The organism is Rahnella sikkimica (genome assembly GCF_002951615.1).
GTDB lineage: Bacteria > Pseudomonadota > Gammaproteobacteria > Enterobacterales > Enterobacteriaceae > Rahnella > Rahnella sikkimica.
The window spans coordinates 2,486,134-2,511,715 of the sequence record NZ_CP019062.1 but is presented as its reverse complement, the minus strand read 5'-3'; the positions used below and the strand labels follow the sequence as shown (position 1 = coordinate 2,511,715).

Annotated in this window: 23 protein-coding genes; 10 read left to right on the top strand and 13 right to left on the bottom strand. The window is 53.9% G+C overall.

Features of this window, described 5'->3' with window-relative positions; genetic code table 11:
* Positions 1–49 precede the first annotated feature (49 nt).
* The 3 genes from BV494_RS11635 (at position 50) to cueR (ending at position 2,200) form a co-directional block, all read left to right on the top strand.
* Positions 50–970 (top strand): extracellular solute-binding protein, encoded by a 921-nt coding sequence (locus tag BV494_RS11635; RefSeq protein WP_104923020.1) that lies wholly within the window; start codon positions 50–52, stop codon positions 968–970.
* A gap of 16 nt (positions 971–986) precedes the next feature.
* Positions 987–1,727 carry a molybdate ABC transporter permease subunit gene (locus tag BV494_RS11630; RefSeq protein ID WP_192938158.1) on the top strand — a complete coding sequence of 247 codons (741 nt, stop codon included), beginning with the start codon at positions 987–989 and terminating at the stop codon, positions 1,725–1,727.
* Positions 1,728–1,798: 71 nt separating this feature from the next.
* The gene (gene cueR / locus BV494_RS11625) at positions 1,799–2,200 is read left to right on the top strand and encodes a Cu(I)-responsive transcriptional regulator (RefSeq protein WP_104923018.1); all 402 of its coding nucleotides are present in this window, start codon (positions 1,799–1,801) and stop codon (positions 2,198–2,200) included.
* A 9-nt stretch (positions 2,201–2,209) separates the two neighbouring features.
* Here cueR and BV494_RS11620 read toward each other — a convergent pair whose 3' ends face one another.
* The 5 genes from BV494_RS11620 to tesA form a co-directional block, all read right to left on the bottom strand.
* Positions 2,210–2,665 (bottom strand): NfeD family protein, encoded by a 456-nt coding sequence (locus BV494_RS11620; protein WP_104923017.1) that lies wholly within the window; start codon positions 2,663–2,665, stop codon positions 2,210–2,212.
* Positions 2,665–3,585 carry an SPFH domain-containing protein gene (locus BV494_RS11615; RefSeq protein ID WP_104923016.1) on the bottom strand — a complete coding sequence of 307 codons (921 nt, stop codon included), beginning with the start codon at positions 3,583–3,585 and terminating at the stop codon, positions 2,665–2,667. Before BV494_RS11615 ends, BV494_RS11620 begins: the two co-directional genes overlap by 1 nt.
* A gap of 234 nt (positions 3,586–3,819) precedes the next feature.
* Entirely contained in the window at positions 3,820–4,677 is an 858-nt protein-coding gene (locus BV494_RS11610) for a co-chaperone YbbN (RefSeq protein ID WP_104923015.1), read from the bottom strand.
* A 209-nt stretch (positions 4,678–4,886) separates the two neighbouring features.
* Entirely contained in the window at positions 4,887–5,663 is a 777-nt protein-coding gene (locus BV494_RS11605) for an SDR family oxidoreductase (RefSeq protein WP_104923014.1), read from the bottom strand.
* 111 nt (positions 5,664–5,774) lie between these two features.
* Positions 5,775–6,404 (bottom strand): multifunctional acyl-CoA thioesterase I/protease I/lysophospholipase L1, encoded by a 630-nt coding sequence (gene tesA / locus BV494_RS11600; RefSeq protein ID WP_104924779.1) that lies wholly within the window; start codon positions 6,402–6,404, stop codon positions 5,775–5,777.
* Between tesA and ybbA the strand changes: the two genes are divergently transcribed.
* The 3 genes from ybbA (at position 6,375) to BV494_RS11585 (ending at position 10,775) form a co-directional block, all read left to right on the top strand.
* Entirely contained in the window at positions 6,375–7,061 is a 687-nt protein-coding gene (gene ybbA, locus BV494_RS11595) for a putative ABC transporter ATP-binding protein YbbA (protein ID WP_104923013.1), read from the top strand. The genes tesA and ybbA overlap by 30 nt on opposite strands.
* Positions 7,058–9,490: a putative ABC transporter permease subunit YbbP gene (ybbP, locus tag BV494_RS11590; protein ID WP_104923012.1), complete on the top strand. Its 2,433-nt coding sequence runs from the start codon at positions 7,058–7,060 to the stop codon at positions 9,488–9,490. Before ybbA ends, ybbP begins: the two co-directional genes overlap by 4 nt.
* Positions 9,491–9,581: 91 nt before the next feature.
* A complete protein-coding gene (locus BV494_RS11585) occupies positions 9,582–10,775 on the top strand; it encodes a lysozyme inhibitor LprI family protein (RefSeq protein WP_104923011.1) in 1,194 nt (397 codons plus the stop codon).
* 48 nt (positions 10,776–10,823) lie between these two features.
* Here the strand turns inward: BV494_RS11585 and purK are convergent, their stop codons facing one another.
* Both purK and purE read right to left on the bottom strand, forming a co-directional pair.
* Entirely contained in the window at positions 10,824–11,888 is a 1,065-nt protein-coding gene (gene purK / locus BV494_RS11580; RefSeq protein WP_104923010.1) for a 5-(carboxyamino)imidazole ribonucleotide synthase, read from the bottom strand.
* A complete protein-coding gene (gene purE / locus BV494_RS11575) occupies positions 11,885–12,394 on the bottom strand; it encodes a 5-(carboxyamino)imidazole ribonucleotide mutase (protein ID WP_104923009.1) in 510 nt (169 codons plus the stop codon). Before purE ends, purK begins: the two co-directional genes overlap by 4 nt.
* Positions 12,395–12,574: 180 nt before the next feature.
* On the opposite strand from purE, the gene BV494_RS11565 reads away from it, so the two are divergent.
* Positions 12,575–13,192, top strand: coding sequence for a MiaE family protein (locus BV494_RS11565; protein ID WP_104923008.1), 618 nt, complete (start codon positions 12,575–12,577; stop codon positions 13,190–13,192).
* Positions 13,193–13,311: 119 nt separating this feature from the next.
* Here BV494_RS11565 and lpxH read toward each other — a convergent pair whose 3' ends face one another.
* Together lpxH and ppiB are read right to left on the bottom strand one after the other, a co-directional pair.
* Entirely contained in the window at positions 13,312–14,034 is a 723-nt protein-coding gene (gene lpxH, locus BV494_RS11555) for a UDP-2,3-diacylglucosamine diphosphatase (protein WP_104923007.1), read from the bottom strand.
* 11 nt (positions 14,035–14,045) lie between these two features.
* The gene (gene ppiB, locus BV494_RS11550; protein WP_104923006.1) at positions 14,046–14,540 is read right to left on the bottom strand and encodes a peptidylprolyl isomerase B; all 495 of its coding nucleotides are present in this window, start codon (positions 14,538–14,540) and stop codon (positions 14,046–14,048) included.
* Positions 14,541–14,768: 228 nt separating this feature from the next.
* Here ppiB and cysS point away from each other — a divergent pair, with 228 nt between their 5' ends.
* Entirely contained in the window at positions 14,769–16,160 is a 1,392-nt protein-coding gene (cysS, locus tag BV494_RS11545) for a cysteine--tRNA ligase (RefSeq protein WP_104923005.1), read from the top strand.
* 62 nt (positions 16,161–16,222) lie between these two features.
* A complete protein-coding gene (alkA, locus tag BV494_RS11540; protein ID WP_226789971.1) occupies positions 16,223–17,095 on the top strand; it encodes a DNA-3-methyladenine glycosylase 2 in 873 nt (290 codons plus the stop codon).
* Here alkA and BV494_RS11535 read toward each other — a convergent pair whose 3' ends face one another.
* The 3 genes from BV494_RS11535 to BV494_RS11525 form a co-directional block, all read right to left on the bottom strand.
* Positions 17,096–19,363: a PAS domain S-box protein gene (locus BV494_RS11535; protein ID WP_104923004.1), complete on the bottom strand. Its 2,268-nt coding sequence runs from the start codon at positions 19,361–19,363 to the stop codon at positions 17,096–17,098.
* A gap of 197 nt (positions 19,364–19,560) precedes the next feature.
* A complete protein-coding gene (gene mgtE / locus BV494_RS11530) occupies positions 19,561–21,000 on the bottom strand; it encodes a magnesium transporter (protein ID WP_104923003.1) in 1,440 nt (479 codons plus the stop codon).
* 9 nt (positions 21,001–21,009) lie between these two features.
* Positions 21,010–21,222 (bottom strand): YfgG family protein, encoded by a 213-nt coding sequence (locus BV494_RS11525; RefSeq protein ID WP_104923002.1) that lies wholly within the window; start codon positions 21,220–21,222, stop codon positions 21,010–21,012.
* Between the two features lie 508 nt (positions 21,223–21,730).
* Between BV494_RS11525 and BV494_RS11520 the strand changes: the two genes are divergently transcribed.
* Positions 21,731–23,962 carry a sensor domain-containing phosphodiesterase gene (locus BV494_RS11520; protein WP_226789970.1) on the top strand — a complete coding sequence of 744 codons (2,232 nt, stop codon included), beginning with the start codon at positions 21,731–21,733 and terminating at the stop codon, positions 23,960–23,962.
* A 72-nt stretch (positions 23,963–24,034) separates the two neighbouring features.
* On the opposite strand, the gene ppx is transcribed toward BV494_RS11520, so the two are convergent.
* Positions 24,035–25,582, bottom strand: coding sequence for an exopolyphosphatase (gene ppx / locus BV494_RS11515; RefSeq protein ID WP_104923000.1), 1,548 nt, complete (start codon positions 25,580–25,582; stop codon positions 24,035–24,037).

Here is a 25,582-nt window from a genome sequence, read left to right as displayed (position 1 = left end):
TATCGTTATCTCCCAAATTATATAACGATGAAGGCTAAGGGGATTTTCAATGGCAAAAATGCAGACAACACTTCTGCTGATGGCGGGGTTAATGGCGGCGCAGGCTTCCCTGGCTGCGGATGATTTTCGCGTCACCTACGCCGGTTCGATGGGCGTGGTGATGGATAAGTATCTGGGGCCGGTTTTTGCGAAGCAGAACAAGGTGAATTATCAGGGCCAGGGGCAGGGTGCGTATGGCATGGCAAACCTGCTGGCATCGAAAAAAGTGGTCGCGGATGTTTTTGTTTCCATCACGCCTGGGCCGGTTGAAATCCTGCAAAAAGCGGGCATGGCCGGGCAGGCGATCCCGGTGGCCAGCACCAGCATGGTGATTGCTTATAATCCGAAAGGAAAGTATGCCGAAAAATTTGCCGCTATAAAGGAAGGCAAAGCGGGCGCTGAGCCGTGGTGGAAAGTGCTCCAAACTCCCGGATTACAGTTCGGCCGTACCGACCCGGTCAGCGATCCTCAGGGCCAGAACATTATTTTCACCATGATGCTGGCTGAAAATTACTACAAACAGCCGAGTCTGGAAAAAGCCGTGCTGGGCGATGTGCAGAATCCTAAGCAGATTTCGGGCGAGGGCGGTCTTCTGACCCGCCTGGAAGCCGGTCAGGTTGATGCCGCATCGGGCTACGAAAGCGCCACGATTTCCGCGCACCTGCCGTACATCAAACTGCCGGATGAAATTAACCTGAGCAATCCGCGGATGTCGAAAGAGTGGTACAGCAAGGTGACTTTCAACGTGAAAGATTCCACCGGCAAAGAGAAAACGCTGAGCACGCAGCCGCTGGTCTTCTACGCGGTGGTGCTGAACAATGCGCCGCATCCGAAACTGGCGAAAGAATTTATCACTTACCTGCAAAGCGCCAAAGGTCAGAAGCTGTTTGAACAAAACGGCTACGACAAACCTAAAGGCGGAAACCTTTAAGTTGCGCGCGTCAGGAATGGCGGTTCCCGCGCTGGCACTGCTGATGGTGCCTTTTGTCACGCTGCTTTTCCTGACGCCGTGGTCAGATTTTCATCTGGCTTACGGCGACAGCCATGCGGTGGGGGTTTCGCTCGGCCTGAGTCTGATATCGGCCGGCCTGATTATTCTGCTCGGGCTGCCGGTCGCGTTCTGGCTGGCAAAAACGACCTCGCGCTGGCGCACTTTGGTTGAAGTGCTGGTGCTGATCCCGCTGCTGACGCCTCCGCTGGCGATGGGGATTTTGCTGGTGTCGGTTTACGGGCCCTACGGTTCGGTCGGTGAAACCCTTTCTGCCATCGGTATGACGCTCAATAACAATGCGCCCGCGTTTGTGCTGGCGCAGATTTATGGTGCGTTACCTTATTTCATTCTCTCGGCGCGTGGCGCACTGGAAGCGGTGCCGCGCGATGTTGAAGAGGCTGCGCAGACGCTGGGCGCACGGCCTTTTCAGGTGCTTATCCGGCTCACGTTGCCGCTGGCCTCACGCGGAATTGCCGCCGGGATCGCCATTGCCTGGGTACGGGCGATTGGTGAGTTCGGCATTGTCATGGTGTTCTGTTATTTCCCGCAGGGTATTCCGGTCAAAATGTTTATCAACCTGCAAAACGACGGCGTGACGTCGGTGTATTCGCTGCTATGGATCCTGCTTATCGTGACGTTACCGCTGCCCATGTGGCTGCTGATGCGCACCAAAAAACAGACCGTGCATTACAGCTGAGCATTTTCGTAAAACCGTAAACGCGTATACTGTTCAGATAAAGTGCAAAAACAGGGCGACACGGAGGCGAAATGAATATCAGTGATGTGGCGAAAAAAACCGGGCTGACCAGCAAGGCGATTCGTTTTTACGAAGAGAAAGGGCTGGTGACGGCCCCGGCGCGCAGCGAGAACGGATACCGCCGTTATGCGCAAAAACATATCGAAGAACTGACGTTGCTTCGTCAGGCGAGGCAGGTGGGTTTTACGCTGGAAGAATGTCAGGAGTTAGTGGCGTTATTCCATAATCCGGATCGCCACAGTGCAGATGTGAAAGCACGCACTTTAGAAAAGGCCGCCGAAATTGAGCGGCACATTGAAGAACTTCATCTGATGCGCCAGCGCCTGCTGACGCTGGCGGAATCCTGCCCCGGCGATGACGGCGCAGACTGCCCGATAATCGATAATCTTTCTGGCTGCTGCCACAAACACTAACGTCAGGCGTTACTGCGCGGGGCGTTCCACGCGCAACGTCGCGCCTTCGACACCGGTAATCACCACTTTATCACCGACTTCCAGCGGCGAAGCGCATGACGCGCGCCAGCTGCTGTCGCCGATTTGCACCCGCGTGTACTGGTTTTTCAGCGGTTCCAGCACAGTGGCGTAAGTGCCCACTAACTGTTGTCCGCGCTGGTTCAGTGCCGGATTACCGGTGGTTTTATCCGTGCGCTGATTCAGCCATTTCCACCACAGCCAGGCCGCGATAATGGTCAGAAGGGCAAACGCCACGCCCTGCCATTCCCACGGCAGCGGCAAAATCCACGTGACCAGCCCGACCAGTGCCGCCGCGACGCCACTCCACAGTAAGTAACCACTTGCTCCCACCAGCTCTGCCGCCAGCAACAGGCCGCCCAAAGACAGCCAGAACACATGCGGACTTGCCATGAAGTTATGCAGCATTATTTGCCGCCTTTGGTTTCTTTCAGCAGCTCTGCAATCCCGCCAATCGAGCCCATTAGGCTGGTAGCGTCCAGCGGCATCATGATGATTTTGCTGTTGTTCGCCGAGCCGATTTTGGTCAGTGCGTCGGTATATTTCTGTGCCACGAAGTAGTTAATAGCCCGGACATCACCGGCGGCAATCGCTTCAGACACCATTTTGGTGGCCTGAGCTTCCGCTTCTGCCGCACGTTCGCGGGCTTCAGCTTGCAGGAACGCCGACTGACGCTCACCTTCGGCTTTGAGGATTTGTGACTGTTTTTCACCTTCCGCACGCAGGATGGCGGACTGACGAACCCCTTCGGCTTCCAGAATATCGGCTCGTTTTGTACGTTCCGCTTTCATCTGCGCGTTCATCGCAGAAATCAGTTCAGCCGGTGGACGCACATCACGGATTTCGATACGCGTGATTTTTACGCCCCACGGATTGGTGGCTTCATCGACGATATGCAGCAAACGTGCGTTGATGTTGTCGCGTTGTGACAGCATTTCGTCGAGTTCCATCGAACCCAGCACGGTACGGAAGTTAGTCATGGTCAGGTTCACGATCGCCTGTTCCAGATTGCTGACTTCATAGGCGGCACGCGCCGGGTCAATAACCTGAATAAAACAAACGGCGTCGATGGCGACATTGGCGTTATCGCGGGAAATCACTTCCTGAGAAGGAATATCCAGAACCTGTTCCATCATATTGATTTTGCGACCAACGCGGTCAACAAAAGGCACAACCAGATTCAGCCCCGGCATCAGGGTTTTGGTATAACGGCCAAAGCGCTCGACGGTCCACTGGTAGCCCTGTGGCACGATTTTGATCCCGGCGTAAACCACCAGCAGCGCCAGTACGATCAGAATAAGGATAGGAATGGGAATGAGGTCAAACATAGTATGAAACTCCTGTAAAACTGTGTCCTGAATACTCCGGCGGAATATTCGAGTAAAAACATGTCCCTGGCGCACTCACCGAAAGTCAGGCGCGTGCGCAATTGTCGCACAGATAACGAATGCGTCGTATTAATAAGGATAGTTCAGGGGATAAAAGGCAGGGCAAAAGACGAAAAAAAACGCACGTCAGGAGGGGGGGAGTGCCCGACGTGCGTAAGAAATTTTTAGCGTGAATCAGTACAGCAGGGAATATAACTGGCGACGATATTTTGCTGCCAGCGCGTCGCCGGTACCGAGTGCCGCCATGATATCCATCAGCGTTTTGCGCGCTGCGCCGTTTGCCGCACCTAAATCTTTTTTCAGCGGTGCCATCAGCAGTTCCAGCGCTTCTTCGTTACGCCCGACCTGATGCAGTTGCAGGCTGAGTTTGACCACCAGATCGGCGTTCTCAGGATCTTGCTGTAATTCCTGTTGCAGCAGCTGAATTTCAGGGGTGTCAGCCGCCTGTTTCAGCAGTTCAATCTGGGCAATCAGCCCCTGATAACGGGAATCTTTATCCTGCAACGGAATGGTTGCCAGCACGGCTTCCGCGTCGTCGGAACGGTTGAGCTGGATCTGGGTTTCTGCCAGCAACAAACCGATATCACTGCGGTAATTGCTCAACTGCCACGCGTCTTTCAGCAGCGGCAAAGCTTCAGCCGCGTTACCTGCCAGCAACAGTTCCTGCGCCTGAGCGAGTTTAAGCTCTTCTTCTTTCGGCAGAACTTTTTGCAGCAATTCGCGGATCACTTCTTCCGGCTGCGGCCCCTGGAAACCATCAACAGGCTGACCGTCTTTGAACAGGTAAACCGCCGGGATAGAACGCAGGCCAAACTGCTGGGCAATCATCTGCTCGGCATCGCAGTCCACTTTCGCCAGAACCAGCTGACCGGCATATTCCGCCGCCAGTTGGTCTAGAATAGGGCCCAGTTGCAGGCAATGCTGGCTGCGTTCAGACCAGAAGTAGAACATCACCGGCACCGACATGGATTGTTCCAGCGTCTGATGCAGGTTGGTTTCGTTGACATCGATAACAGTAGGTTGTGCAAGCATGAATTCTGTCTCTCCGCTACCCGTCATACTTCGAACTGCTGATGCGTTGGCTGCGCTCATTCATCCCGGTCACTTAGTTATCTAAGCTCCCGGGATTCACGAGCTTGCCGCCTTCCTGCAACTCGAATTATTTAGGGTATAGAAAATTAAAGTATTTAAGAGCAAATGGGGGCAGCTTTTACGGCTTCAACCCCCCAGGCAGCTTTTACTTAGCTGTTTCCGCGCAATATTGTGTCCAGCAAACGCGACGGCAAAAGGCGTTTGAGTACGGCGAGCGCATGGGCGACCAGCGTCACCGGATACCGCAGGCGCGCTTTCGGGTTTTCTAAAGCATGGTGTAATTTCGGCAAAACGGCTTCCGGCGGCAGCGTAAAACGTCGCGCGATCCCCGGATTTTCGACCGGCTGGTCGGCCTGTGACTGTCTGACGTTAGCCGTAAAGTTGCTGCTCAGCGGGCCGGGTTCAATCAGGCTCACCTGAATGCCGGTACCGTGTAACTCCATGCGTAAGGTATCTGACCAGGCTTCGAGCGCGAATTTACTCGCGGCGTAGGTTCCGCGCCCCGGCGTGGTCACCAGCCCCATCACCGAGCTGGTCTGGATAATGCGGCCTTCGCCGTGCGGCAACATCGCGGGCAGCAAAAGCTGTGTCAGCTGATGTGTGCCGAACAGGTTGGTGGAAAATTGTTGCTCAAACTGTTCGCGGCTGATGGTGTTCAGCGGGCCGTAAACGCCATATCCGGCATTGTTAAACAGGCCATAAAGACGGTTGCCGGTCAGCACGATAACCTGCGCGGCGGCGAGTTCCACGCTGTGTTTGTCATCCAGATCGAGCGCAATAGTTTCAAAACCGAGCTGGCTGAGCGTGTCGATATCCGCACTTTTGCGACAGGCTGCCAGCACGCGGTAACCACGGGCACGCAAATCTTGTGCGGCAACCAGCCCGATCCCGCTGGAGCAACCGGTAATTAATACTGCTTTTTGCATAACTTTACCTGTGAGATGTCCCTATTTTTTATGGCTGTGATTTACTAGGGAGTCGGGTGAAAAAGGTAACGTCTTGGTTTTAATCACGTCACGGTATTATTCAGTGTAAACCTACTGCGTGACCAGCGGCGCGAGTTTTTCGGCCATCCAGTCGGCGATAAACGGCTGTGCCGCCAGCGCCGGATGCAAACCGTCGTCCTGCATCCACTCAGGTTTTGCGGCGACCTGCTCCATAAAGAACGGTACCAGCGGGATGTTTTCCTGCTTTGCCAGCGCCGGATAAATGGCGTAGAACGCATCACCGTAACGGCGGCCATAGTTTGGCGGTAAACGGATTTGCATTAGCAGCGGTTCGGCGTTGGCCTGTTTTACCTGAGTGATAATTTGGGTCAGCGTTTGTGAAATATTTTGCGGCGGAAAGCCGCGCAGTCCGTCGTTCGCGCCCAGTTCAATCAGCACCCAGCGCGGATGATGTTGTTGCAGCAAAGTCTGTAAACGGGCCAGCCCTTGTTCGGCGGTATCTCCGCTGATGCTGGCGTTAATAATCGCGGGTTTATCCCCTTCTTTTTGCCATTTATTATTCAGCAACGACGGCCAGGATTCGGCTACCGGAAGGCGATAGACGGCGCTTAAACTGTCGCCGATAATCAGTAAGTTATCAGCAGCTACGGCGCGAAAACTCAGCAATCCCAACAACATAAGGAAGGGGAGATGCCAGCGGAAAACGTTCTTGAAGTTCATCATCTTAGTAAACACGTCGGTCAGGGTGAAGGACAGCTCACCATCCTGTCCGGTGTCGAGCTGGTTGTCAAACCTGCCCAGACAATTGCCCTGATTGGCGAATCCGGTTCCGGTAAATCGACGCTGCTGGGAATACTGGCCGGGCTTGATGACGGCACGGCGGGCGACGTGAAGTTGCTCGGCAAATCCCTTAAGTCTCTCAATGAGGAAGGGCGCGCCGCGCTGCGTGCCAAAAACGTCGGCTTTGTGTTTCAGTCTTTTATGCTGGTGCCGACGCTGAATGCGCTGGAGAACGTGCAACTTCCGGCGTTGCTGCGCGGTGAAAGCGACAGCAACAGCCGTCAGCAGGCGGTACAACTGCTGGAAAGTCTCGGGCTGGGCGGGCGTTTACATCATCTTCCGGCGCAGCTTTCCGGTGGCGAACAGCAACGTGTGGCGTTGGCGCGCGCGTTTATCGGCAAACCCAAGCTGCTGTTCGCCGATGAGCCGACCGGCAATCTGGATCGCGCCACGGGTGAACGTATCGTTGACCTGCTTTTCTCACTGAACCGCGATGCGGCCACCACGCTGATTCTGGTCACCCATGACGAGCAACTGGCGGCGCGTTGTCAGCGGCGTCTGCGTCTGCGTGACGGGAAATTGTGGGAGGAAGCATGATCTGGCGCTGGTTCTGGCGGGAATGGCGATCGCCTTCGCTGCTGATTGTCTGGCTGGCGCTCACGCTGGCGGTGGCCTGCGTACTGGCGCTGGGCAGTATCAGCGACCGCATGGACAAAGGGCTGAGCCAGCAAAGTCGCGAGTTTATTGCGGGCGATCGCGTACTGCGTTCCTCACATCCTATTACCGAAGCCTGGTTGCAGGACGCCGAAACGCAGGGGCTGAAAGTCAGCCGTCAGCTCACGTTCATGACCATGACGTTTGCAGGAAACACGCCACAGCTGGCGTCGGTAAAAGCCACTGATCTGGCGTATCCGTTATACGGTGCGTTGCAGACGGAACCGGCGGGGCTGAAACCTCAGCCGGGCACCGTTCTGGTGGCACCCCGTTTGCTGGCGCTGCTGAACGTGAAAGTGGGCGATGATCTGGATGTCGGCGACAGTACGCTGAAAATCGCCGGTGTGATTGTGCAGGAGCCGGATGCAGGATTTAACCCCTTCCAGACTGCACCACGCGTGATCATGAATATGGATGATGTGCCGAAAACCGGTGCGGTGCAGCCGGGCAGCCGCCTGACGTACCGCTATATGTTTGCCGGAACGCCGCAGGCCATTCAAAGCTACGGCGACGCCATCAAAGGGTTACTCAAGCCGGATCAGCGCTGGACTGGTATGGAAGATTCCGAAGGCGCGCTGGGCAAATCATTGCAGCGTTCACAGCAATTCCTGACGTTGTCGGCCCTGCTGACGCTGATGCTGTCGATTGCCGCCATTGCCGTGTCGATGGGGCATTACTGCCGCAGCCGGTACGATCTGGTGGCCGTGCTGAAAACTTTAGGTGCCGGGAAAAAAGCGCTGCGAAAACTGATTATTGGTCAGTGGCTGGCGGTTCTGGTGCTGGCGGGGATTTGCGGCAGTATCGTCGGGCTGGCTTTTGAGGCCATTCTGATGAAGGTGCTTGCGCCGGTGCTTCCCGCTCAATTACCTGCTGCCGGTGGCTGGCCGTGGGTCTGGTCGATGGGCGCGATGGTGGTGATTTCACTGCTGATTGGCATCCGTCCGTACCGTCAGCTGCTGGCGACTCAGCCGCTGCGCGTGCTACGCAATGACGTTGTGGCGAACGTCTGGCCGCTGCGCTATTTCCTGCCAGTGATGGTGCTGGTGGTCGTCGGGCTTCTGGCTGCGCTGATGGGCGGCAGTGCTTTACTGTGGTCGCTGCTCGGCGGTGTTCTGGTGTTGTCGCTGCTGCTGGGCGTGATTGGCTGGGGCGCTTTGCTTCTGCTGCGCCGCCTGACTTTCCGACAGCTTCCGCTGCGTCTGGCGGTCAACCGTCTGCTGCGTCAGCCGTGGGTAACGCTCAGTCAGCTGGCGGCGTTTTCCATGTCGTTCATGCTGCTGGCGCTGTTGCTGGTGATGCGCGGAGATCTGCTGAACCGCTGGGAGCAACAGCTTCCGCCGGACAGTCCGAACTTCTTCCTGCTCAACATCACCAAAGAGCAGGTTCCGCAGGTGACGGATTTCCTGCATCAGCACAACGCACAGCCGGAAATGTTTTATCCGATTGTGCGGGCGCGCCTGACGAAGATTAACAGCGAGGCTGCGACGGACAAAATCAAGCCGGACGATGCGGGCGGCGAAGCGGTAAACCGGGAACTGAATCTGACCTGGATGGACGGATTGCCGGATCATAACCCGCTGACCGCGGGCAATAGCGCGCCGAAAGCGGGGGAAGTGTCCATCGACGACGGGCTGGCCGGACGTCTCGGACTGAAAATCGGCGATTCTGTGACGTTCACCGGCGATACGCAGGATTTCACCGCTAAAATCACCAGCCTGCGAAAAGTGGACTGGGACAGCCTGAAGCCGAATTTCTACTTTATCTTCCCGACGGGCGCGCTGGATGCACAGCCGCAAAGCTGGCTGACCAGTTTCCGTTATCACGGCGATGACAGCACCATTACGCAGCTGAACCGTCAGTTCCCGACGCTCAGTTTGCTGGATGTCGGTTCGATTTTGCGGCAGGTCGGGCAGGTTTTACAGCAGGTCAGCCGGGCGCTGGAAGTGATGGTGATTCTGGTGATGGTGTGCGGCGGCTTGCTGCTGCTGGCACAGATTCAGGTCGGGATGCGTCAGCGCCGTCAGGAACTGATCGTTTACCGCACGCTGGGTGCGAGTAAAAAGATGCTGCACCGCACGCTCTGGTGCGAATTTGCGGTTCTCGGACTCGTGGCGGGCATTGCGGCGGCAATCGGTGCCGAAGCGGCGTTATGGCTGTTGCAGCGCAAAGTGTTCGATTTTCCGTGGCAACCTAATTACCTGATGTGGATTGCTGTACCGGTGGTCAGCGCGTTGCTGCTGTCAGTCTGCGGTGGCTGGTTGGGCGTGAGATTACTGCGGGGAAGGGCGTTGTTCAGGCAATACGACTCGTAAACTTATCGGCGTTATGTAGAATCGCTAAATCCCCGGAAGATCCTCCGGGGATTTTTTATTCCATCTGGCATATGCAAAAGGATTTCATCCGATGCAACCCCATTTCTCTCTTCGTAATGCGCTTTCAACGCCAAATTTCGCTACAGGGTCGTTGTTAAGTCTGCTGTTTTGCGCACCTTTCACTTTTGCCGCGTCGTTTAATTGCGACAAAGCGGGAACCGTGGTTGAGCATGCTATTTGTAATTCAACTGCACTGAGCGAACTCGACGTCCGGCTTAATGATAATTATAAACTGGCGATGTCGAATCTACCGGCCTCGCAGCTCGTACAATTGCGAAGCAGCCAACTGGCGTGGCTGAAAACTCGCAATGCCTGTGACGTTCAGGGAGATTGTCTCAAAAGCAGAATGGAACAGCGTTCAGCGAAATTAGAAAGTCTGTCTGAACAGGCAAGCATCGAACTCGATAACACCCTTCGCGCGATTCCAACCGATCCGCTTGTGGCCGCCAAAAAACTGCGTGAATACAGCAATCCGCTTGCTTCTGCCTGGCTGGTTTATCTGCATCAGTTTGAACGGGCTGGCAAGGTGACTGACGCGGAGGCAGACCAGCGTTATCAGATGGCAAAAGATGCACTCGGCGATTCATTTCCGCATTCACTGTTAATCGATATTGAGAAAGATCCTTCAGCAACGGAAAACAGAAAGGTGCTTACCCTGCTGCGTATGACCATCGAAAATGCTGGGTATCTCGAAGCCGTTGCAGGCAAGGAGCGCGAATATGTCCACTGCTTTATTTTCAAAAATCAGGACGAAGATGCTTATGCTACTTTCGGTTCGCTGTACGGTTCTACGATGGACTCGCGTGCACCCATTTGCGCACCTGTTGGAAAGCTATTTCAGCAGCCGGCATGGGTGCAGTTGATTCAGTCGATTGCCCCTGAACTTGAACATTTCGGCGAAAATGCAGGAACCGTGCGTTTCTCAAGTTATGCCGACTGGAGAATGCTTGATTTACGGATAACCGTTTCAGCGGAAGACTTTTTGAAGTCCGCAGCAAAGAACGGTCCATTCCGCGATCCCGAAAAAGAAATTACAGACTGGGATGAAAAGGATTGGTCAAAGCAGGAGCGTGACAACGTTTTGAAAGCTGCCATTATGGCGCGCCAGACGACGGTAAAATGGTTGCATGAAGAAAAGCATTTCCCGGCGGCAGATGCTGATAAAGCCGCGAGCGCGATCGTGAAACAATGGTTAACTGCCCGGCTTGATTTTATGAGCGAATGATTTAAGAAACCGCCCCTGTACCGGTATGTCCGGGCAGGGGCGTTAACGTTAAAGCTTCTCAACCGCCCAGGCGATTCCGCTGGCGTATTCTTCCGGCAGCATCGGCACCAGTGCGTTCAGGTTTTCTTTCAGCAGGCTGGCGCTGGCGTCGTTGAGATTCAGGTGTCCGACTTTACGACCCGGACGCACTTCTTTCTCGTACCAGTGCAGATTCACCAGCGGCAGGTTCAGCCAGTGTTCTGACACATCCGTGCCAATCAGATTGACCATCACCGACGGCGTACTGACTACCGGTTTTGGCAGCGGCAGCCCGAGGATTGCGCGCAGGTGCATTTCAAACTGGCTGTAGGATGCGCCGTTTTGCGTCCAGTGCCCGCTGTTGTGAACGCGCGGTGCCAGTTCGTTAATCAGCAACCCTTCGGCCACCACGAAACATTCCATCGCCATCACGCCGACGTAATTCAGTTCGTTCAGAATTGCCGACAGCATGTTTTCTGCCTGCTGTTGCAGCGCAGCGTCCGGCTCCGGCAGTGCAACGCTGGTGCGCAAAATACCGTCCTGATGCAGATTGTGCGTCAGCGGATAAAAGACGGTTTTGCCATCGTGACCGCGTGCGCCCACCAGCGAAACTTCACCGGAAAAATTGATGCCTTGCTCAACGATGCATTCACCGTAGCAATCCTGCGGCAGCGTGGTTTCTTCACCGGAGCGCAGGCGCCATTGCCCGCGGCCGTCGTAACCGCCGACGCGGCGTTTCACAATCGCCAGTTCACCGAGCGTCGCGAAAACCTGCGGCCATTCACCGGCACCGGCCAGCAATTGCCACGGCGCAGTCGCCAGACCGAGCTGGTCGAGTAACTGTTTTTGCGTCAGGCGATCGGCCAGACGCGGGAAAATATCGCGGTTAACGAATGCATTGTGCGTTGCCAGTTCACGGGTTAATGCCGTTTCCGGCCAGCGTTCAATTTCAGCCGTAATCACGCTCTGCTGAAAAGGCACGGCTTCCGGTTCGGCATCAAGACCCACCGGATAAACGGCGATCCCCAGCGGTTCACCTGCCTGACGCAGCATTCTGCCTAACTGACCGTTTCCGAGTACGCAAACCGGTTTCATGCTTCTTCCCTCGGATCGGGATTATTCAGCACTTCATCGGTTTGTGCGGCACGCCACGCGGCCAGGTTTTTAGCAATTTCGGTATCATGGAGTGCGAGAATTTGTGCGGCAAGCAGGGCGGCGTTGGCGGCTCCGGCTTTACCAATCGCCAGCGTACCGACCGGAATACCGCGTGGCATCTGGACGATAGAATACAGGCTGTCGATGCCGCTCAGGGCCGCGCTTTGCACCGGCACGCCGAGCACCGGCACCAGCGTTTTCGCGGCCAGCATACCCGGTAAATGCGCCGCACCGCCTGCACCTGCGATGATCACATCAAAACCGTTGGCGGAAGCCTGTTCAGCAAATGTGAACAATTTGTCCGGCGTGCGGTGGGCGGAGACGATATCGACATGGAAAGGAATATTCAGCGTTGTGAGGACTTCGGCGGCGAACTGCATGGTCGCCCAGTCACTTTTAGACCCCATAACGATGGCGATTTTTGCCGGGGTAACGTTGGATGACATGTCTGTATAGCTCCTGTGATTCGGATGTAAAGCGTGCGAGGGCGCAAATGATATCACGCTCATGAAGCAAGGAAAACGGTTGCGTAGCCGGAAGACGGTGCATTTTTGATGAGAAGTGCGCGGCAGATTTGTATAATCCCTGCCACGATAATATTGGCCATCCCCACGGAAAACTGAACTATGACGCAGGCTTTACTGGCACCGATTTACGATTTTCTTCACTGTGAAACACCGGCTCTCTGGGTGGATGTTGCGCTGGAAAATCAGACGGTGTTGCTGATTGATCACGCCAACTGTGAAAAAAAAGCGGCGGCCACGGCCATGAGCCTGATGACAAAATATCTCGATCGCACCGAGCTGTTGTTCTGTGCGGCGCGTCTGGCCCGTGAGGAACTTCACCACTTTGAGCAGGTGGTGGAAATCATGCAAAAGCGCAATATCGCTTACACTCAGCTTTCGCCATCGCGCTACGCCAGCGGGATGATCAAACATACGCGCCATCATGATGATCTGAATATTCTGGTCGACCGGCTGATTATCGGGGCGTATATCGAAGCCCGTTCCTGCGAGCGTTTCGCCAAAATAGCGCCGTATCTGGATGAAACGCTGTCGCGGTTTTATACGTCGCTGCTGCGCTCAGAATCACGGCATTTTGCCGATTATCTGGCACTGGCGGAGCAGTATGCGGGAACCGATATCAGTGAACGCGTGGAGGAGTTTGGCCGGATTGAAGCGGAACTGATACTGTCGCCGGATGAGCAATTCCGCTTCCACTCCGGTGTACCCGTCATACTTTGAGCTGCTGATGCGTTGACTGCGCTCATTCACCCCGGTCACTTAGTCAGCTAAGCTCCCGTGGATTCACGAGCTTGTCGCCTTCCAGCAACTCAAATTATTTAGGGTAATGATCGGATAACTTAAAACGGGAAGCTGATCAGTTCCACGTTATCGGCGGTGACTTTCACCATTGAGCCTTCTTCGTGCCATGCGCCTAATACCACGCGGTGGCCGGTTTTGTTTTCCAAAAGCACATCATGAATGGCCGGGCGGTGCGTGTGGCCGTGAATCATCCACTCGACGCCTGCCGCCTGCATTTCACTGATCACCGCCTGCTGATTCACGTCCATTATCTCCAGTGATTTGCCCTGATTAGACGCTTTGCTGTTGGCGCGCATTTTCGCGGCAATCGCCAGCCGCCATTTCAGCGGAAGCATCAGGAATAATTTCTGGATAAACGGGTTATGAACTTTTTTGCGGAAATTCTGGTAGGCAACGTCATCGGTACACAGCGTGTCGCCGTGCAGGATCAGCACGCGGCGGCCATAAAGCTCGAGAACTTTTTTCTCCGGCAGCAGCGTCATCAGGCTTTCACGCGCAAAACGTCTGCCGAGCAGAAAATCGCGGTTACCGTGGATGAAAAAGCAGGGGACGCCTTGCTGGCGGAGCTGGTTTAACGCCGCAGCGATTTCTGCGTGTAGCGGTTCCGGGTCATCGTCGCCAATCCAGGCTTCGAATAAATCCCCGAGAATGTACAGCGCATCGGCCTGCGGCGCATCTTCGCGAAGAAAACGCAGAAAACCGGCAGTGATTGCCGGTTCCTGTGCGCAAAGATGGATATCTGCGATAAAAAACGTGGTCATCCCGACGCTAATTATTCGCTGATGGTGACGCTTTTGATCACAACATCTTCTTTTGGAACGTCCTGGTGCATACCGCTGCGGCCTGTTTTCACGGCTTTGATCGCGTCAACCACGTCCTGACCTTCAACCACTTCTGCAAATACGCAGTAACCCCAACCCTGTGCGTTTTTGCCGCTGTGGTTCAGGAAATCGTTGTCAGTCACGTTGATGAAGAACTGCGCGGTGGCAGAATGCGGGTCATTGGTACGCGCCATTGCCAGCGTGCCTTTGGTGTTTTTCAGGCCGTTATCCGCTTCGTTTTGAATCTGCGCGTCGGTGTTTTTCTGGTTCATGCCTGGCTCAAAACCGCCGCCCTGGATCATGAAACCGTTAATCACACGGTGGAAAATTGTGTTGTCGTAAAAGCCTTTACGGCAATAGTTCAGGAAGTTTTCAACCGTGGCTGGCGCTTTGTCAGCGAAGGTTTTAATGACGATGTCGCCGTGGTTGGTGTGGAAAGTGACCATATTTATCATCCTGCTAATGTTAATGTGTGCTCTCTGTCAGAGCGGCTACTATAGCCTTTTCTTATACCATAACTCAAAAGTTGCCGTCAGCACTGGCTTTGTGATGACTAAAGCCCGTCCGGCGGCCTTATGCCGTTTCGGAGAAGACATTTTCGTTATATTATGAGCCTTAGTGACGCCGAAAAGGCGCCAACGTCATTTTCTACGCCCAACACACGGAATAGCCTGATGCTGAAGATTTTTAATACCCTGAGTCGCCAAAAAGAGGAATTCAAGCCAATTCATGCCGGTAAAGTCGGGATGTACGTGTGTGGGATCACTGTTTACGACCTGTGTCATATTGGCCACGGTCGCACCTTTGTGTCTTTCGACGTGGTATCGCGTTACCTGCGTTATCTCGGTTATGACCTGAAATATGTGCGTAACATCACCGACATCGACGACAAAATCATTAAACGTGCTGCTGAAAATGGCGAATCTTTTATGGCGCTCACCGACCGTATGATTGCTGAAATGCATGCGGATTTTGCGTCACTCAATATTTTACCGCCAGATTCTGAACCACGTGCCACGCAGCACATTGTTGAAATCATCGACATTGTGCAGAAGCTGATCGACCGCGATCACGCGTATGTGGCTTCAAACGGCGACGTGATGTTCTGGGTCGAAAGCGATCCGGATTACGGCTTGCTGTCCCGTCAGGATCTGGATCAGCTTCAGGCCGGTGCGCGCGTGGAAGTTGAAGCCAACGTGAAACGCAATCCGATGGATTTCGTGCTGTGGAAAATGTCCAAGCCGGGCGAACCGAGCTGGACTTCTCCGTGGGGCGAAGGCCGTCCGGGCTGGCATATCGAATGTTCTGCGATGAACTGCAAACAGCTGGGCGCGCATTTTGATATTCACGGCGGCGGTTCTGATCTGATGTTCCCGCACCACGAAAACGAAATTGCACAGTCAAGCTGCGCGCATGACGGCCCGTATGTGAATACCTGGATGCACTCCGGTATGGTCATGATTGACCGTGAGAAAATGTCCAAATCACTGGATAACTTCTTTACCGTGCGCGACGTGCTGAAATATTACGACGCCGAAAGCGTGCGTTACTTCCTGATGTCCGGCCACTATCGCAGCCAGCTGAACTACAGCGAAGAAAACCTGAAACTCGCGCGTACCTCGATGGAACGTCTTTACACCGCACTGCGCGGCACAGACGCTAACGCGATTCCTGCTGGCGGCGAGGCTTTCGTGGCCCGTTTCCGCGCGGCGATGGACGACGATTTCAACACGCCGGAAGCCTATTCCGTGTTGTTTGATATGGCGCGTGACATCAATCGTCTGAAAACCGAAGACCTGTCTGCGGCAAACGGTCTGGCCGCTGAGCTACGCCAGCTGGCAGGCGTTCTGGGGCTTCTGGAGCAAGATCCTGAGCAGTTCCTGAAATCCGGTGCGCAGGCGGATAACGATGAAGAAGTGGCTGAAATCGAAGCCCTGATCAAACAGCGTAACGACGCCCGTGCCAGTAAAGACTGGGGCATGGCCGATAAAGCGCGCGACCGTCTGAATGAAATGGGTATTGTCTTAGAAGATGGCGCCAGCGGAACCACCTGGCGCAGAAAATAATCTCCTTCATACTTTTGATTTCAAAGCCTCCTTTCCGGAGGCTTTTTTATAAGGATCGCCCTGTGACAAAAACGCTTCTGGCTTATCAGCCGCCGTACGACTGGCAGTGGATGACGGCTTTTCTTGGCGCGCGTGCTTTGCAGGGCGTCGAGCAGCAGGACGGAGAATTTTACCAGCGCACGCTTTCCGTCATGCACAACGGAAAGCGGCTGTCCGGCTGGTTGCGGTTGCGTCCGCTGCCAGAGCAAAACGTTGTCGAGCTGGAAGTTTCACCTTCGCTGAAACCCGTTTCAGGAAACGTAGCGCAACAGGTGCGACGGTTGCTGGATCTCGACGCGCAGCCGGACGTGATTGCGCGGGGTTTAGGGCGGCTCGCCGAAAACTCGCCTGGCCTGAGATTGCCGGGCTGCGTTAACCGGTTTGAGCTGACGGTCAGGGCAATTCTCGGGCAACTGGTCAGCGTGAAAATGGCGGCGACTTTAGCCACCCGTTTGACCGAAAAATGGGGCGAGCGGGTCACGACGCCTTTCCCGGCGCTCACGCATCTTTTTCCCTCTCCCGCGAGCGTGGCTCAGCTGACCGTGGACGATTTACGCGGAATTGGCGTGCAGGCGAAACGCGCCGCGTGTCTGATTGGCATTGCGCAGGCGGTGGAAGCGGGGCGTTTGCCGCTCGATGAGATGACGGACGTGCAGGAAGGCGTGAAACAATTGCTGGCGATGCCGGGTATTGGCAGCTGGACGGCGAGTTATGTCGCGATGCGCGCCTGGTCTGCGCCTGATGTTTTTCTGGGCGGTGATTACCTGATTAAGCAGCGGTTTCCCGGCATGACACCGGGGAAAATTGCCCGTTACGCCGAAGTTTGGACACCTTGGCGGACGTACGCCACGTTACATTTATGGTTTAACAATGACTGGCGACCTGATTTGTCCTGATTATTCCCTACCGGTCTGAGGCGGCTGTGAAGAATGCGGGGCATGAGCGGTTGCAGTTTTCTGATCGGCTTCATATTTGAAAACCTGCCCGCGGCCGTTACGTTTGGCGGTATAACAGGCCATGTCGGCCTGCGCCATGAATTCGCTGGCGCTCACATACGGATTGCAAATTTGCGTCAGTCCGGCGCTGGCACCGATACGGTACATTTTTCCTTCCCACATAAACGGATATGCGTTGATCTTATCCACCAGTTGCTGAACCGTGATGAGCCCTTGTTCCATCGGACAATCAAACAGAATCAGCGCAAATTCATCGCCACCCAGACGCGCGAGACGATCACTGTTGCGGATGTGTTCCTGCATCAGTGCGCTGAGCTGGCGCAACAGCTCATCTCCCGCCGCGTGACCGGCGCTGTCGTTAATGGCTTTAAACCGGTCAAGGTCGATAAACGCCAGAGTGTGAATCTGCTGACGCGTCGCCGTCAGGTTCAGCGCTTTTTTCAGGCTTGATTCAAAACTGCCCCGGTTTGCCAGCCCGGTCAGTAAATCGTGGGACGCGCTGTGGCTGAGTTTACGCATCAGTTCGCGGGATTTACTGACGTCCTGCAACACCAGCACGATGCCGATAGGTTCATCTTTCAGCGTGCGCAGCGGGGAAACGGCCAGCTGAACATCAAACAAACCGGTTTCATGACCGTGCAGCACCAGAGACCGTTCGACGGAAGAGTGCAGGTTCTCGTTGATATCAAACTGCATCAGGTTGTCGATCATCGGCCCGTCAGGTCCTTTGCTGATCAGGACGATACGGTTTACCGGCTGCCCCTGCGCCTGTTGTTCCGTCCAGCCAGTCATTTTTTCCGCCACCGGATTCATAAACGTAATATTCATATTCCGGTCGGTGGAAATCACAGCTTCGTTGATTGAATTCAAAGTGATATGCAGCAGTTCTTTCTCTTCATGCAGCGCTTCTGACAACCGTTTGTTGGTCATTTCCGTGTGCTTGAGTTCGTTAATATCCTCAACCTGAGAAATGAAATACAGCGGGTTGTGATCCTCATCGCGAACCAGGGAAACGGCCAGCAACGCCCAGACGATTTCACCGTTGCGGCGTAAATAGCGTTTTTCCATGGTGTAGCTTTGGATTTCATCGTCCAGCAACTGCCTGAACAGCGTGAGATCTTTGCCCAAATCTTCCTGATAGGTGATTTCCTGGAACGTCAGCGTGGTCAGATAATCCGCTTCATAGCCCAGCAGATGACACAGCGCTTTGTTGACCTGCAGCAGTTTTCCTTGCGGGGAGACCAGCGTCATCCCGATGGCCGAATATTCCATGGCATTACGAAAGCGGTTTTCGCTCTGAGTAATGTGCGATTTCTCTGTGCGCAGGGAATGCATCGCCATCGCCATCGCGTTAGCAGGCATCAGGATCAGCAGCAGCGGCAGGAAAATTAACCCCTGAGGGATCTGCACTGTCGTATGGGGCTGAACGGTGATTATTCCGCTGGTGTGCAACAGGGCAATCATCAGCGTCATCGACAGGAAAATAATAAAAGCTTCAATGCGTGGCAAACGAATGGCGCACCACAACAGCGGAATGGTGATAAAGGCGAAGGTGTACGGCAGCCATTTCAGCGCCAGAAAACCGGCAATCAGCGTCAGAATAAGGGTCAGGAAGAGTTCAAAGAACCGTTTTGATGTGAGGTTTTTGGTGAAGTAACCCCGCTGATAAATCAGCCCCAAAGGTGTGAGTGCCAGAATCGCCACCGCCTCGGACATAAACCAGGTGGCAAACCGGCTTTGCAGTTCAGCTGGTGAATGAATGTGCAGAATAAACAACATCATGATCACCGAACTGACCAGCGGACAGAAAACGACGGCAATCAGCAGAAACTTCACCCAGGAACTCAGGCCGGAAAGCGGATCCTGCGCAGGCAACATCCGGCGTAAAAGTGTCGCGCTCAGAGAGGCCTCGATAAGGTTATTGATTAAATAAGGCAGATAGTGCGTAAGCGGGGTGCCCATGACCGCGTGGGCAGCGGCGATGCCCAGTGCAGCGGCGCAAAGCAAAGGCAGCCACTGGCGGAAATGGTGATGAAACAGGACCGGGATCAGCAACGCCGTCGGCAGCCATAAGCCCGCAAGGCTCGACTGTCTCTGAATAATGTTCATGCAGGCAAGCGCCAGCAGGCAGATAGCGACGCCTAAAAGCAGAGCGGCTTTCCAGTCTGTCTTGTGAACAATGAGAGAAGGCGGTGTACTTCTTTCCACGATGAAAACCCTTTTCTGACCGGCGGCGAATGACAAACAAATACGATGATCTCTGTTTTTTTATTCTTTTAACGCTTCGCCGCGCGCACGGCGGCATGTTACCAGTATCGGAAAATCAGAATGAATTATTAATATAAATTCTACATTACGTGGTAATAGATGACGAATATTCCGGCCCGAAAGCCGGAAAGTGTGCGTCAGAGCAGGAAAATAGTGGCAAGGCCCAGGAAGATAAAGAAACCACCCGTGTCAGTCAGCGCAGTGATCATCACGCTGGAACCGACGGCAGGATCGCGACCAAGGCGGACCATCGTCAGGGGAATAACCACGCCCATCAGTGCGGCCAGAAGCAGATTGAGAACCATCGCCAGCGTCATGACCGCGCCCATTTCCCAGTCGCTGTACAGCAACCAGGTGACGACGCCCATCAGCCCGCCCCAAACCAGGCCGTTGATCAGCGCAACGCCAAGCTCCCTGAACATCAGGAATCTCAGGTTACCGACCTGAACGTGGTGCAATGCCAGCCCGCGGACAATCATGGTGATCGTCTGGTTGCCGGTGTTACCGCCGATTCCGGCGACAATCGGCATCAAAGCGGCCAGCGCCACCAGTTGCGAAATCGTATGTTCAAATAAGCCGATAACGCGCGAGGCGACAAACGCCGTACACAGATTGATGGCCAGCCACGCCCAGCGGTTTCTTACGGCTTTACTGACCGGAGCAAACACGTCTTCTTCCGGGCTCAGACCGCCCATGCGGCGCAGATTGCTATCGGTGTCGTTATTCACGAAATCAACAATCTCTTCCACTGCCAGACGTCCCATTAGTTTGCCTTTGTTATCCACCACCGGGGCGGTAATCAGGTCATAACGTTCAAATGCGCTGGCGGCATCTTCGGCCTTATCTTCCGGCTCAAAGCTGGTGAAGTCGGTGATCATGACGTCAGAAACCGGCGTATGCGGCGGGTTCAGCAAAATCGTGGTCAGCGGGAGTTCGCCAAGCAGCGTGTTTTTCCGGTCGGTAATGAATAACTTATCGGTCGCCTGCGGAATGGTTTTGCGCAGACGAAGAAAGCGCTGCACGGTGCCCAGCGTAACGTCAGGGCGAACACTGAGCAGCTCGAAATCCATGATACGGCCCACGCATTCTTTGCTGAACTTCATGACCTCACGGACTCTGTCGCGCTGGCGCGGGTCGAGTGACGTCAGAACCCGGCCAATCAGGTCGCGCGGCAGGTATTCTGCAAGATAAACCTGATCGTCCACGTCGAGCAGCGACATGGCTTTCAGCAGGTCTTTATCGCTCATTTCTTCGATCAGGCTGTCCCAGACGGTTTCTGAAACTTCGACCAGCGCTTTACCGCGCGCCGACGGCTCAACCAGGCTCCACAACGCCAGACGTTCACGGATGGGCAACGCTTCCAGCACGTCGGCCACGTCCGCCGCATGCAACTTTTGGACACGTGCGCTGAGTTCAGCGGTGTTATCCATCAGCATGGCGCGCGTTTGGTCATCGACTTCCGGGTTTTCGCCCAGAATGCTCTCAGCCAGGCTGTCGGTATTCAGAAGGAGATCGAGGATCCTGCTGCGGCTTTCCGCCAGCTTTTGGCCGTAATTCTTAGGTTTTTCGGCAGACATTCGAGATCCTTATTCCTTGAAGTAGCGGCAACTTTTCAGCGTGCCGGTACATGTTTTATCGGGTGTCTGATCTTGTCTGACTTCGGCGGGCGTTTCGGTCGGTTTTGGGTTCTGATGATGCGAATACGCGCCGATTGCGGAGTAGACGAGACGCCCTAACAAAATAATGAAGCTTATCGATAAAACGATTTTCGTCATCTTGATGTTGGTTTTTCGAGACATAATTATGATCGCTTAAGTGGATCCAGGCTCCGGTGGCGGGAAAGAAAGAAGGCAGATGATAATATTTACAATATATAACAGAACTAAACAGGCAACCAGATAATCGAAAAAACCTATATGTCTAAGATTTTTCCTTACCGCAAACGGGGCTTTGCGTAAAAATATCTTTTTTTTCATAATCCTAATTAAAATAAGATTTTTCGTTTCATTCATCACTTGATTAATTAATTTTTGATGCTTTTTAGCGAAATTCGTAAAGATTCTGTTTAATGATCTGCATCAAAGGATTTAAGATAAGTCGCATTAGAATCCAGCAATATTTTAAATACCTGCGACCTGCTTTCGTCAGCTGTATTCTTTATCTTCCGCACTTTTCTGTGAAATGACATTTTTACAACGATACTTGAGAGCGGAGCTGCCGGCACTGATGCCGGACAGCCTGACGCCCGTTACACCTTAACTCATTCACCGCTGCATGAAGTTCATGCGCAAAACGTAGATGGACTTGATGCATAAAATTTTCTCCTGGAATGACCTGCGCCACAAATGGTGGGGGCTTCCTGTTATTTGCGCGCTGGTATTAATTCCAGTGACGTCATGGCTTTCGCCAATCATTATGCTGCCGGAAGGCCGTACCTATCTGATTTATATGCCGCTGGCAACATGCGTTGCGCTGTTAATGGTTTTCGACTGGGCGGCTTTTCCCGGCATTGTTCTGGCACTTTTCCTGCGTTATTACCTGCGGGTTGGCTTTGACATGAGTGTGCTGATGACGGTGATTTATTTCACGTCGCTGGTTCTGGCCTGGTTAGGATATCGCTGGCAGGCCGGAAGTCGCTGGTCCGCGCCGCTCGGGCTGATGACGCTGGCACGCGTTCGCGTCAGCTGGCTGCTGATTTTCCTGACCGTATTTTTTATTCTCGTATTGCAAATTGTTGTGGAAAGCGGGCTCTTGCCGGGTTATCTGGGCATGGCGACCTCCGAATTTGTAACGCTCAGGACGCTGGTAAATCTTCAGGCAATGATTCTGGGGATCCTGCTTAACTCTCACGTCATCTATCTGGTTATCCGGCTAATACGCCAGCCGCGTTATTTCCGTGTATTACGAATGATGCTGAGAAAACAGCGCGCGCCGGGCGTGAAACCTCTCGAAATGGCGCTGTGGTTTGTAGTACTGGCGGTCATGGTGACATTACTGTGCCTGACGGGGCTCAGCGAACCGTTTGCCAAGATTCTGCTCAGTGACTATACGCTGACGTTGCTGTTCCCGGTGTTGCTGTTCGGCGCGCTGCGCTACGGCTACTACTTCATCAGTATTGTGTGGACGATTACACTCACCATTTTATTTAATAATTATCAGGGGTTTATTTCAGAACACGGATTTATCCATAATCTGGTGTTTGTTTCGGCGCTAATGCTGGTTTATACCGTGACGCTGCTGCTGATGTCGGTGATTTCTTCGCGCCAGCGCCTGTTGATGAAAAAGTTCAGTGCTGCGGCATTGCAAGATCCGGTGTTTGGTCTGCCGAACCTGCGTGCTTTTAACCGTGATTTAGCACTGTACCCGCGATCAATGCTGTGTTTCATCCGCGTTTCAGATATGGATGTGCTGAGCCGCAACTACGGTATGCAGCTACGCATCCAGTTTAAACAGCAGCTGGCAATGGGGTTGAAGCCTTATTTGCAGGAAGGCGAGCGGGTTTACCATCTGCCGGGATATGACCTGGTTCTTCGGGTAAATTGCGAAGAGGCGGATACAAAACTTCAGAACCTGCATGATTATCTGGAAGATTTCCGGCTGATCTGGAACGGGCTGCCACTGCATCCGAATATCGGTTTATCGTATTGCACCGTGTATTCGCCGGTGGAGCATTTGCCGATATTACTCGGCGAACTGAGTGGCATCGCGGAAGTTTCCCTGACCACCGGACAGCCGGAATCCAACAAAAGCGACCACAGTCAGGTACAGCTTGAAATTAAAGATAAAGTCGACATGCTGCATAAAATTCAGCGCGCGCTTGATGACGACCGTTTTGTACTGATGGCGCAGCCCATACTTGGCGTTCGCGGTGACAGCTATCATGAAATTCTGCTGCGCCTGTTTGATGGTGAACAGGAATCGCTGATAACACCGGATAAATTCCTGCCAGTGGTACATGAGTTTGGACTTTCTTATCAGATGGATATGTGGGTTCTGCGACATACGCTGATGTTTATCCATCAGAATCGCACGCGTCTTCCAAGCCTGCGTTTTGCCGTAAACTTTACGCCTTCCACATTATGTCGCCCCACGTTTACCCGTGATTTTAAAACGCTGATGCTGGAATACGAGGTTGAACCGTACCAGATTGTGTTAGAGGTGACGGAGTCGCATTTATTGCAGAACATGAAATACGCGGATTATGCCATGCGCGAACTGCGTTCCTACGGCTGCCGGATTGCGATTGACGACTTTGGGACCGGTTATGCCAGTTATGGTCGCCTCAAGGCGATTCAGGCCGATATTCTGAAAATTGACGGCAGTTTCGTGCGTAATATGCTGACGGATCCGCTGGACGGCTACATCGTACAGTCCATCTGTCAGGTGGCGCGCATGAAACGTCTGTCGATAGTGGCGGAATACGTCGAAACCGAAGAACAAAAAGCGGCGCTGCATGCGCTGGGCGTGGACTATATGCAAGGGTATCTGGTGGGTAAACCCCAGCTGCTGGCGACGTTGCTGGAATATCAAAAGCCCTGATTTATCAGGAAACTGAAAAGTAAAAAGCCCTCTGAGCACAGAATGCCAGAGGGCTTTTTTATATCACCGGTTTTACTTATCAGAAGGTTTGTCGTCTTCTTCTTCGAGCATCAGTTTCCAGCCCGTAACATCATTCCAGTAGCTTTGTTCGCGTTCGAAATCGAGCTGAACGAGGTTGTTCTGCGCCAGATATCCGGCCGGGAAACGCAGCGTCCAGTGATTATCATCGGTCGATAAGCGCAGGGATTCCGGCGTGGTCGTCGACTGACGCTGGTTGTTGAGCAACGCACCCAGACGCAACAGCTGAATCAACGGAATATAATGCTTCTTCTTAAACAGATTCAGGCGCGGCAGTTCTTCCAGCTTGATGGCTTTACGGTGGTAACGCACCAGCGTAGCCAGCAGCGTTTGCTGTTCCTGATTAAAGCCCGGCAAATTGGTATTTTGCAGGATATAAGAAGAATGTTTGTGCATACCGGTATGGTTAATGCTCAGGCCAACTTCATGCAACATGGCACTGAATTTGAGCAGGGATTCCAGTTGTGGCTGCACCAGTTTGGTATTTTGCGCCAGCCATTGGGCATACAACTGCTCGGTCGTTTCCAGCACGCGGCGCGCCTGTTCCCGGTCGATATTGTAATGCTCAGCCAGACTTTTCGCCGTGCGGGTGCGGATATCCTGGTGACGGAAACGGCCTTCCATTTCATACAGCACGCCTTCACGCAGCGCACCGTCGGAAAGGCGTAACTCTTTCACCGCCAGCGCATCGAATACGCCACGCAGAATCGCCAGACCGGGGATGAAGACAGACTTGCGATCTTCTGATAAGCCCGGCAAATCCAGCGCGCTGAAATTCTTGAAGTTCAGCACCGCTTCGGTCAGCATTTCCAGCCGTTCAGGGGTGATCAGACCGTCTTTCTCACCCATTTCGACCAGCACTTCGTGGGCCGCTTTGATACTGCCTGATGCACCCAGCGCATACTGCCAGCCCTGCAGACGATACTGCCACGCCAGCGTTTCCAGCTTTTGTGCGGCAGCGAGCTGCGCACGTTTGAAATTGCTGCGGCTGATTTCACCCTCCGGGAAAAACATCTGCGCAAAACTGACACAGCCCATACGGCGGCTTTCGGCCAGTAACGGCTCGAAATCTTCACCGATGACCAGTTCAGTTGAACCGCCGCCAATGTCGACCACCAGCTTGCGGCCTTTTTCCGGCTGCGTGTGCTCAACGCCCATAAAAATCAGACGTGCTTCTTCCTGACCGGAAATGATTTCTATCGGGTAAGGGATCACTTCGGCGGCGCGCTTGAGGAATTCCTCAGCGTTCACCGCCTGACGCAGCGTGTGGGTTCCCACGATAGTGACGTTATTTTCCGGAAAACCCTGCAGGCGTTCAGCAAATAAAGCCAGGCAATCCAGCCCGCGTTGAATGGCTTCTTCACTGAGCACATTTTTATTGTCGAGGCCATCGGCCAGGTGAACGCGTTGTTTCAGGCGTCCCAGCACCTGTAATGCGCCGTTAACGACGCGGGCGATCACCATATGGAAACTGTTCGACCCGAGGTCGATCGCAGCAATTTCCTGTGGCTTGGCATTCAATGGGCTGCTTTTAAGGGGCAT

Excerpts from the sequence above, each read along its gene's own strand:
- BV494_RS11635 (WP_104923020.1), top strand. The coding sequence starts at position 50 with ATGGCAAAAATGCAGACAACACTTCTGCTGATGGCGGGGTTAATGGCG.
- BV494_RS11630 (WP_192938158.1), top strand. The coding sequence starts at position 987 with ATGGCGGTTCCCGCGCTGGCACTGCTGATGGTGCCTTTTGTCACGCTG.
- cueR (WP_104923018.1), top strand. The coding sequence starts at position 1,799 with ATGAATATCAGTGATGTGGCGAAAAAAACCGGGCTGACCAGCAAGGCG.
- BV494_RS11620 (WP_104923017.1), bottom strand. The coding sequence starts at position 2,665 with ATGCTGCATAACTTCATGGCAAGTCCGCATGTGTTCTGGCTGTCTTTG.
- BV494_RS11615 (WP_104923016.1), bottom strand. The coding sequence starts at position 3,585 with ATGTTTGACCTCATTCCCATTCCTATCCTTATTCTGATCGTACTGGCG.
- BV494_RS11610 (WP_104923015.1), bottom strand. The coding sequence starts at position 4,677 with ATGCTTGCACAACCTACTGTTATCGATGTCAACGAAACCAACCTGCAT.
- BV494_RS11605 (WP_104923014.1), bottom strand. The coding sequence starts at position 5,663 with ATGCAAAAAGCAGTATTAATTACCGGTTGCTCCAGCGGGATCGGGCTG.
- ybbA (WP_104923013.1), top strand. The coding sequence starts at position 6,375 with ATGCCAGCGGAAAACGTTCTTGAAGTTCATCATCTTAGTAAACACGTC.
- tesA (WP_104924779.1), bottom strand. The coding sequence starts at position 6,404 with ATGAACTTCAAGAACGTTTTCCGCTGGCATCTCCCCTTCCTTATGTTG.
- ybbP (WP_104923012.1), top strand. The coding sequence starts at position 7,058 with ATGATCTGGCGCTGGTTCTGGCGGGAATGGCGATCGCCTTCGCTGCTG.
- BV494_RS11585 (WP_104923011.1), top strand. The coding sequence starts at position 9,582 with ATGCAACCCCATTTCTCTCTTCGTAATGCGCTTTCAACGCCAAATTTC.
- purK (WP_104923010.1), bottom strand. The coding sequence starts at position 11,888 with ATGAAACCGGTTTGCGTACTCGGAAACGGTCAGTTAGGCAGAATGCTG.
- purE (WP_104923009.1), bottom strand. The coding sequence starts at position 12,394 with ATGTCATCCAACGTTACCCCGGCAAAAATCGCCATCGTTATGGGGTCT.
- BV494_RS11565 (WP_104923008.1), top strand. The coding sequence starts at position 12,575 with ATGACGCAGGCTTTACTGGCACCGATTTACGATTTTCTTCACTGTGAA.
- lpxH (WP_104923007.1), bottom strand. The coding sequence starts at position 14,034 with ATGACCACGTTTTTTATCGCAGATATCCATCTTTGCGCACAGGAACCG.
- ppiB (WP_104923006.1), bottom strand. The coding sequence starts at position 14,540 with ATGGTCACTTTCCACACCAACCACGGCGACATCGTCATTAAAACCTTC.
- cysS (WP_104923005.1), top strand. The coding sequence starts at position 14,769 with ATGCTGAAGATTTTTAATACCCTGAGTCGCCAAAAAGAGGAATTCAAG.
- mgtE (WP_104923003.1), bottom strand. The coding sequence starts at position 21,000 with ATGTCTGCCGAAAAACCTAAGAATTACGGCCAAAAGCTGGCGGAAAGC.
- BV494_RS11525 (WP_104923002.1), bottom strand. The coding sequence starts at position 21,222 with ATGTCTCGAAAAACCAACATCAAGATGACGAAAATCGTTTTATCGATA.
- BV494_RS11520 (WP_226789970.1), top strand. The coding sequence starts at position 21,731 with ATGCATAAAATTTTCTCCTGGAATGACCTGCGCCACAAATGGTGGGGG.
- ppx (WP_104923000.1), bottom strand. The coding sequence starts at position 25,582 with ATGCCCCTTAAAAGCAGCCCATTGAATGCCAAGCCACAGGAAATTGCT.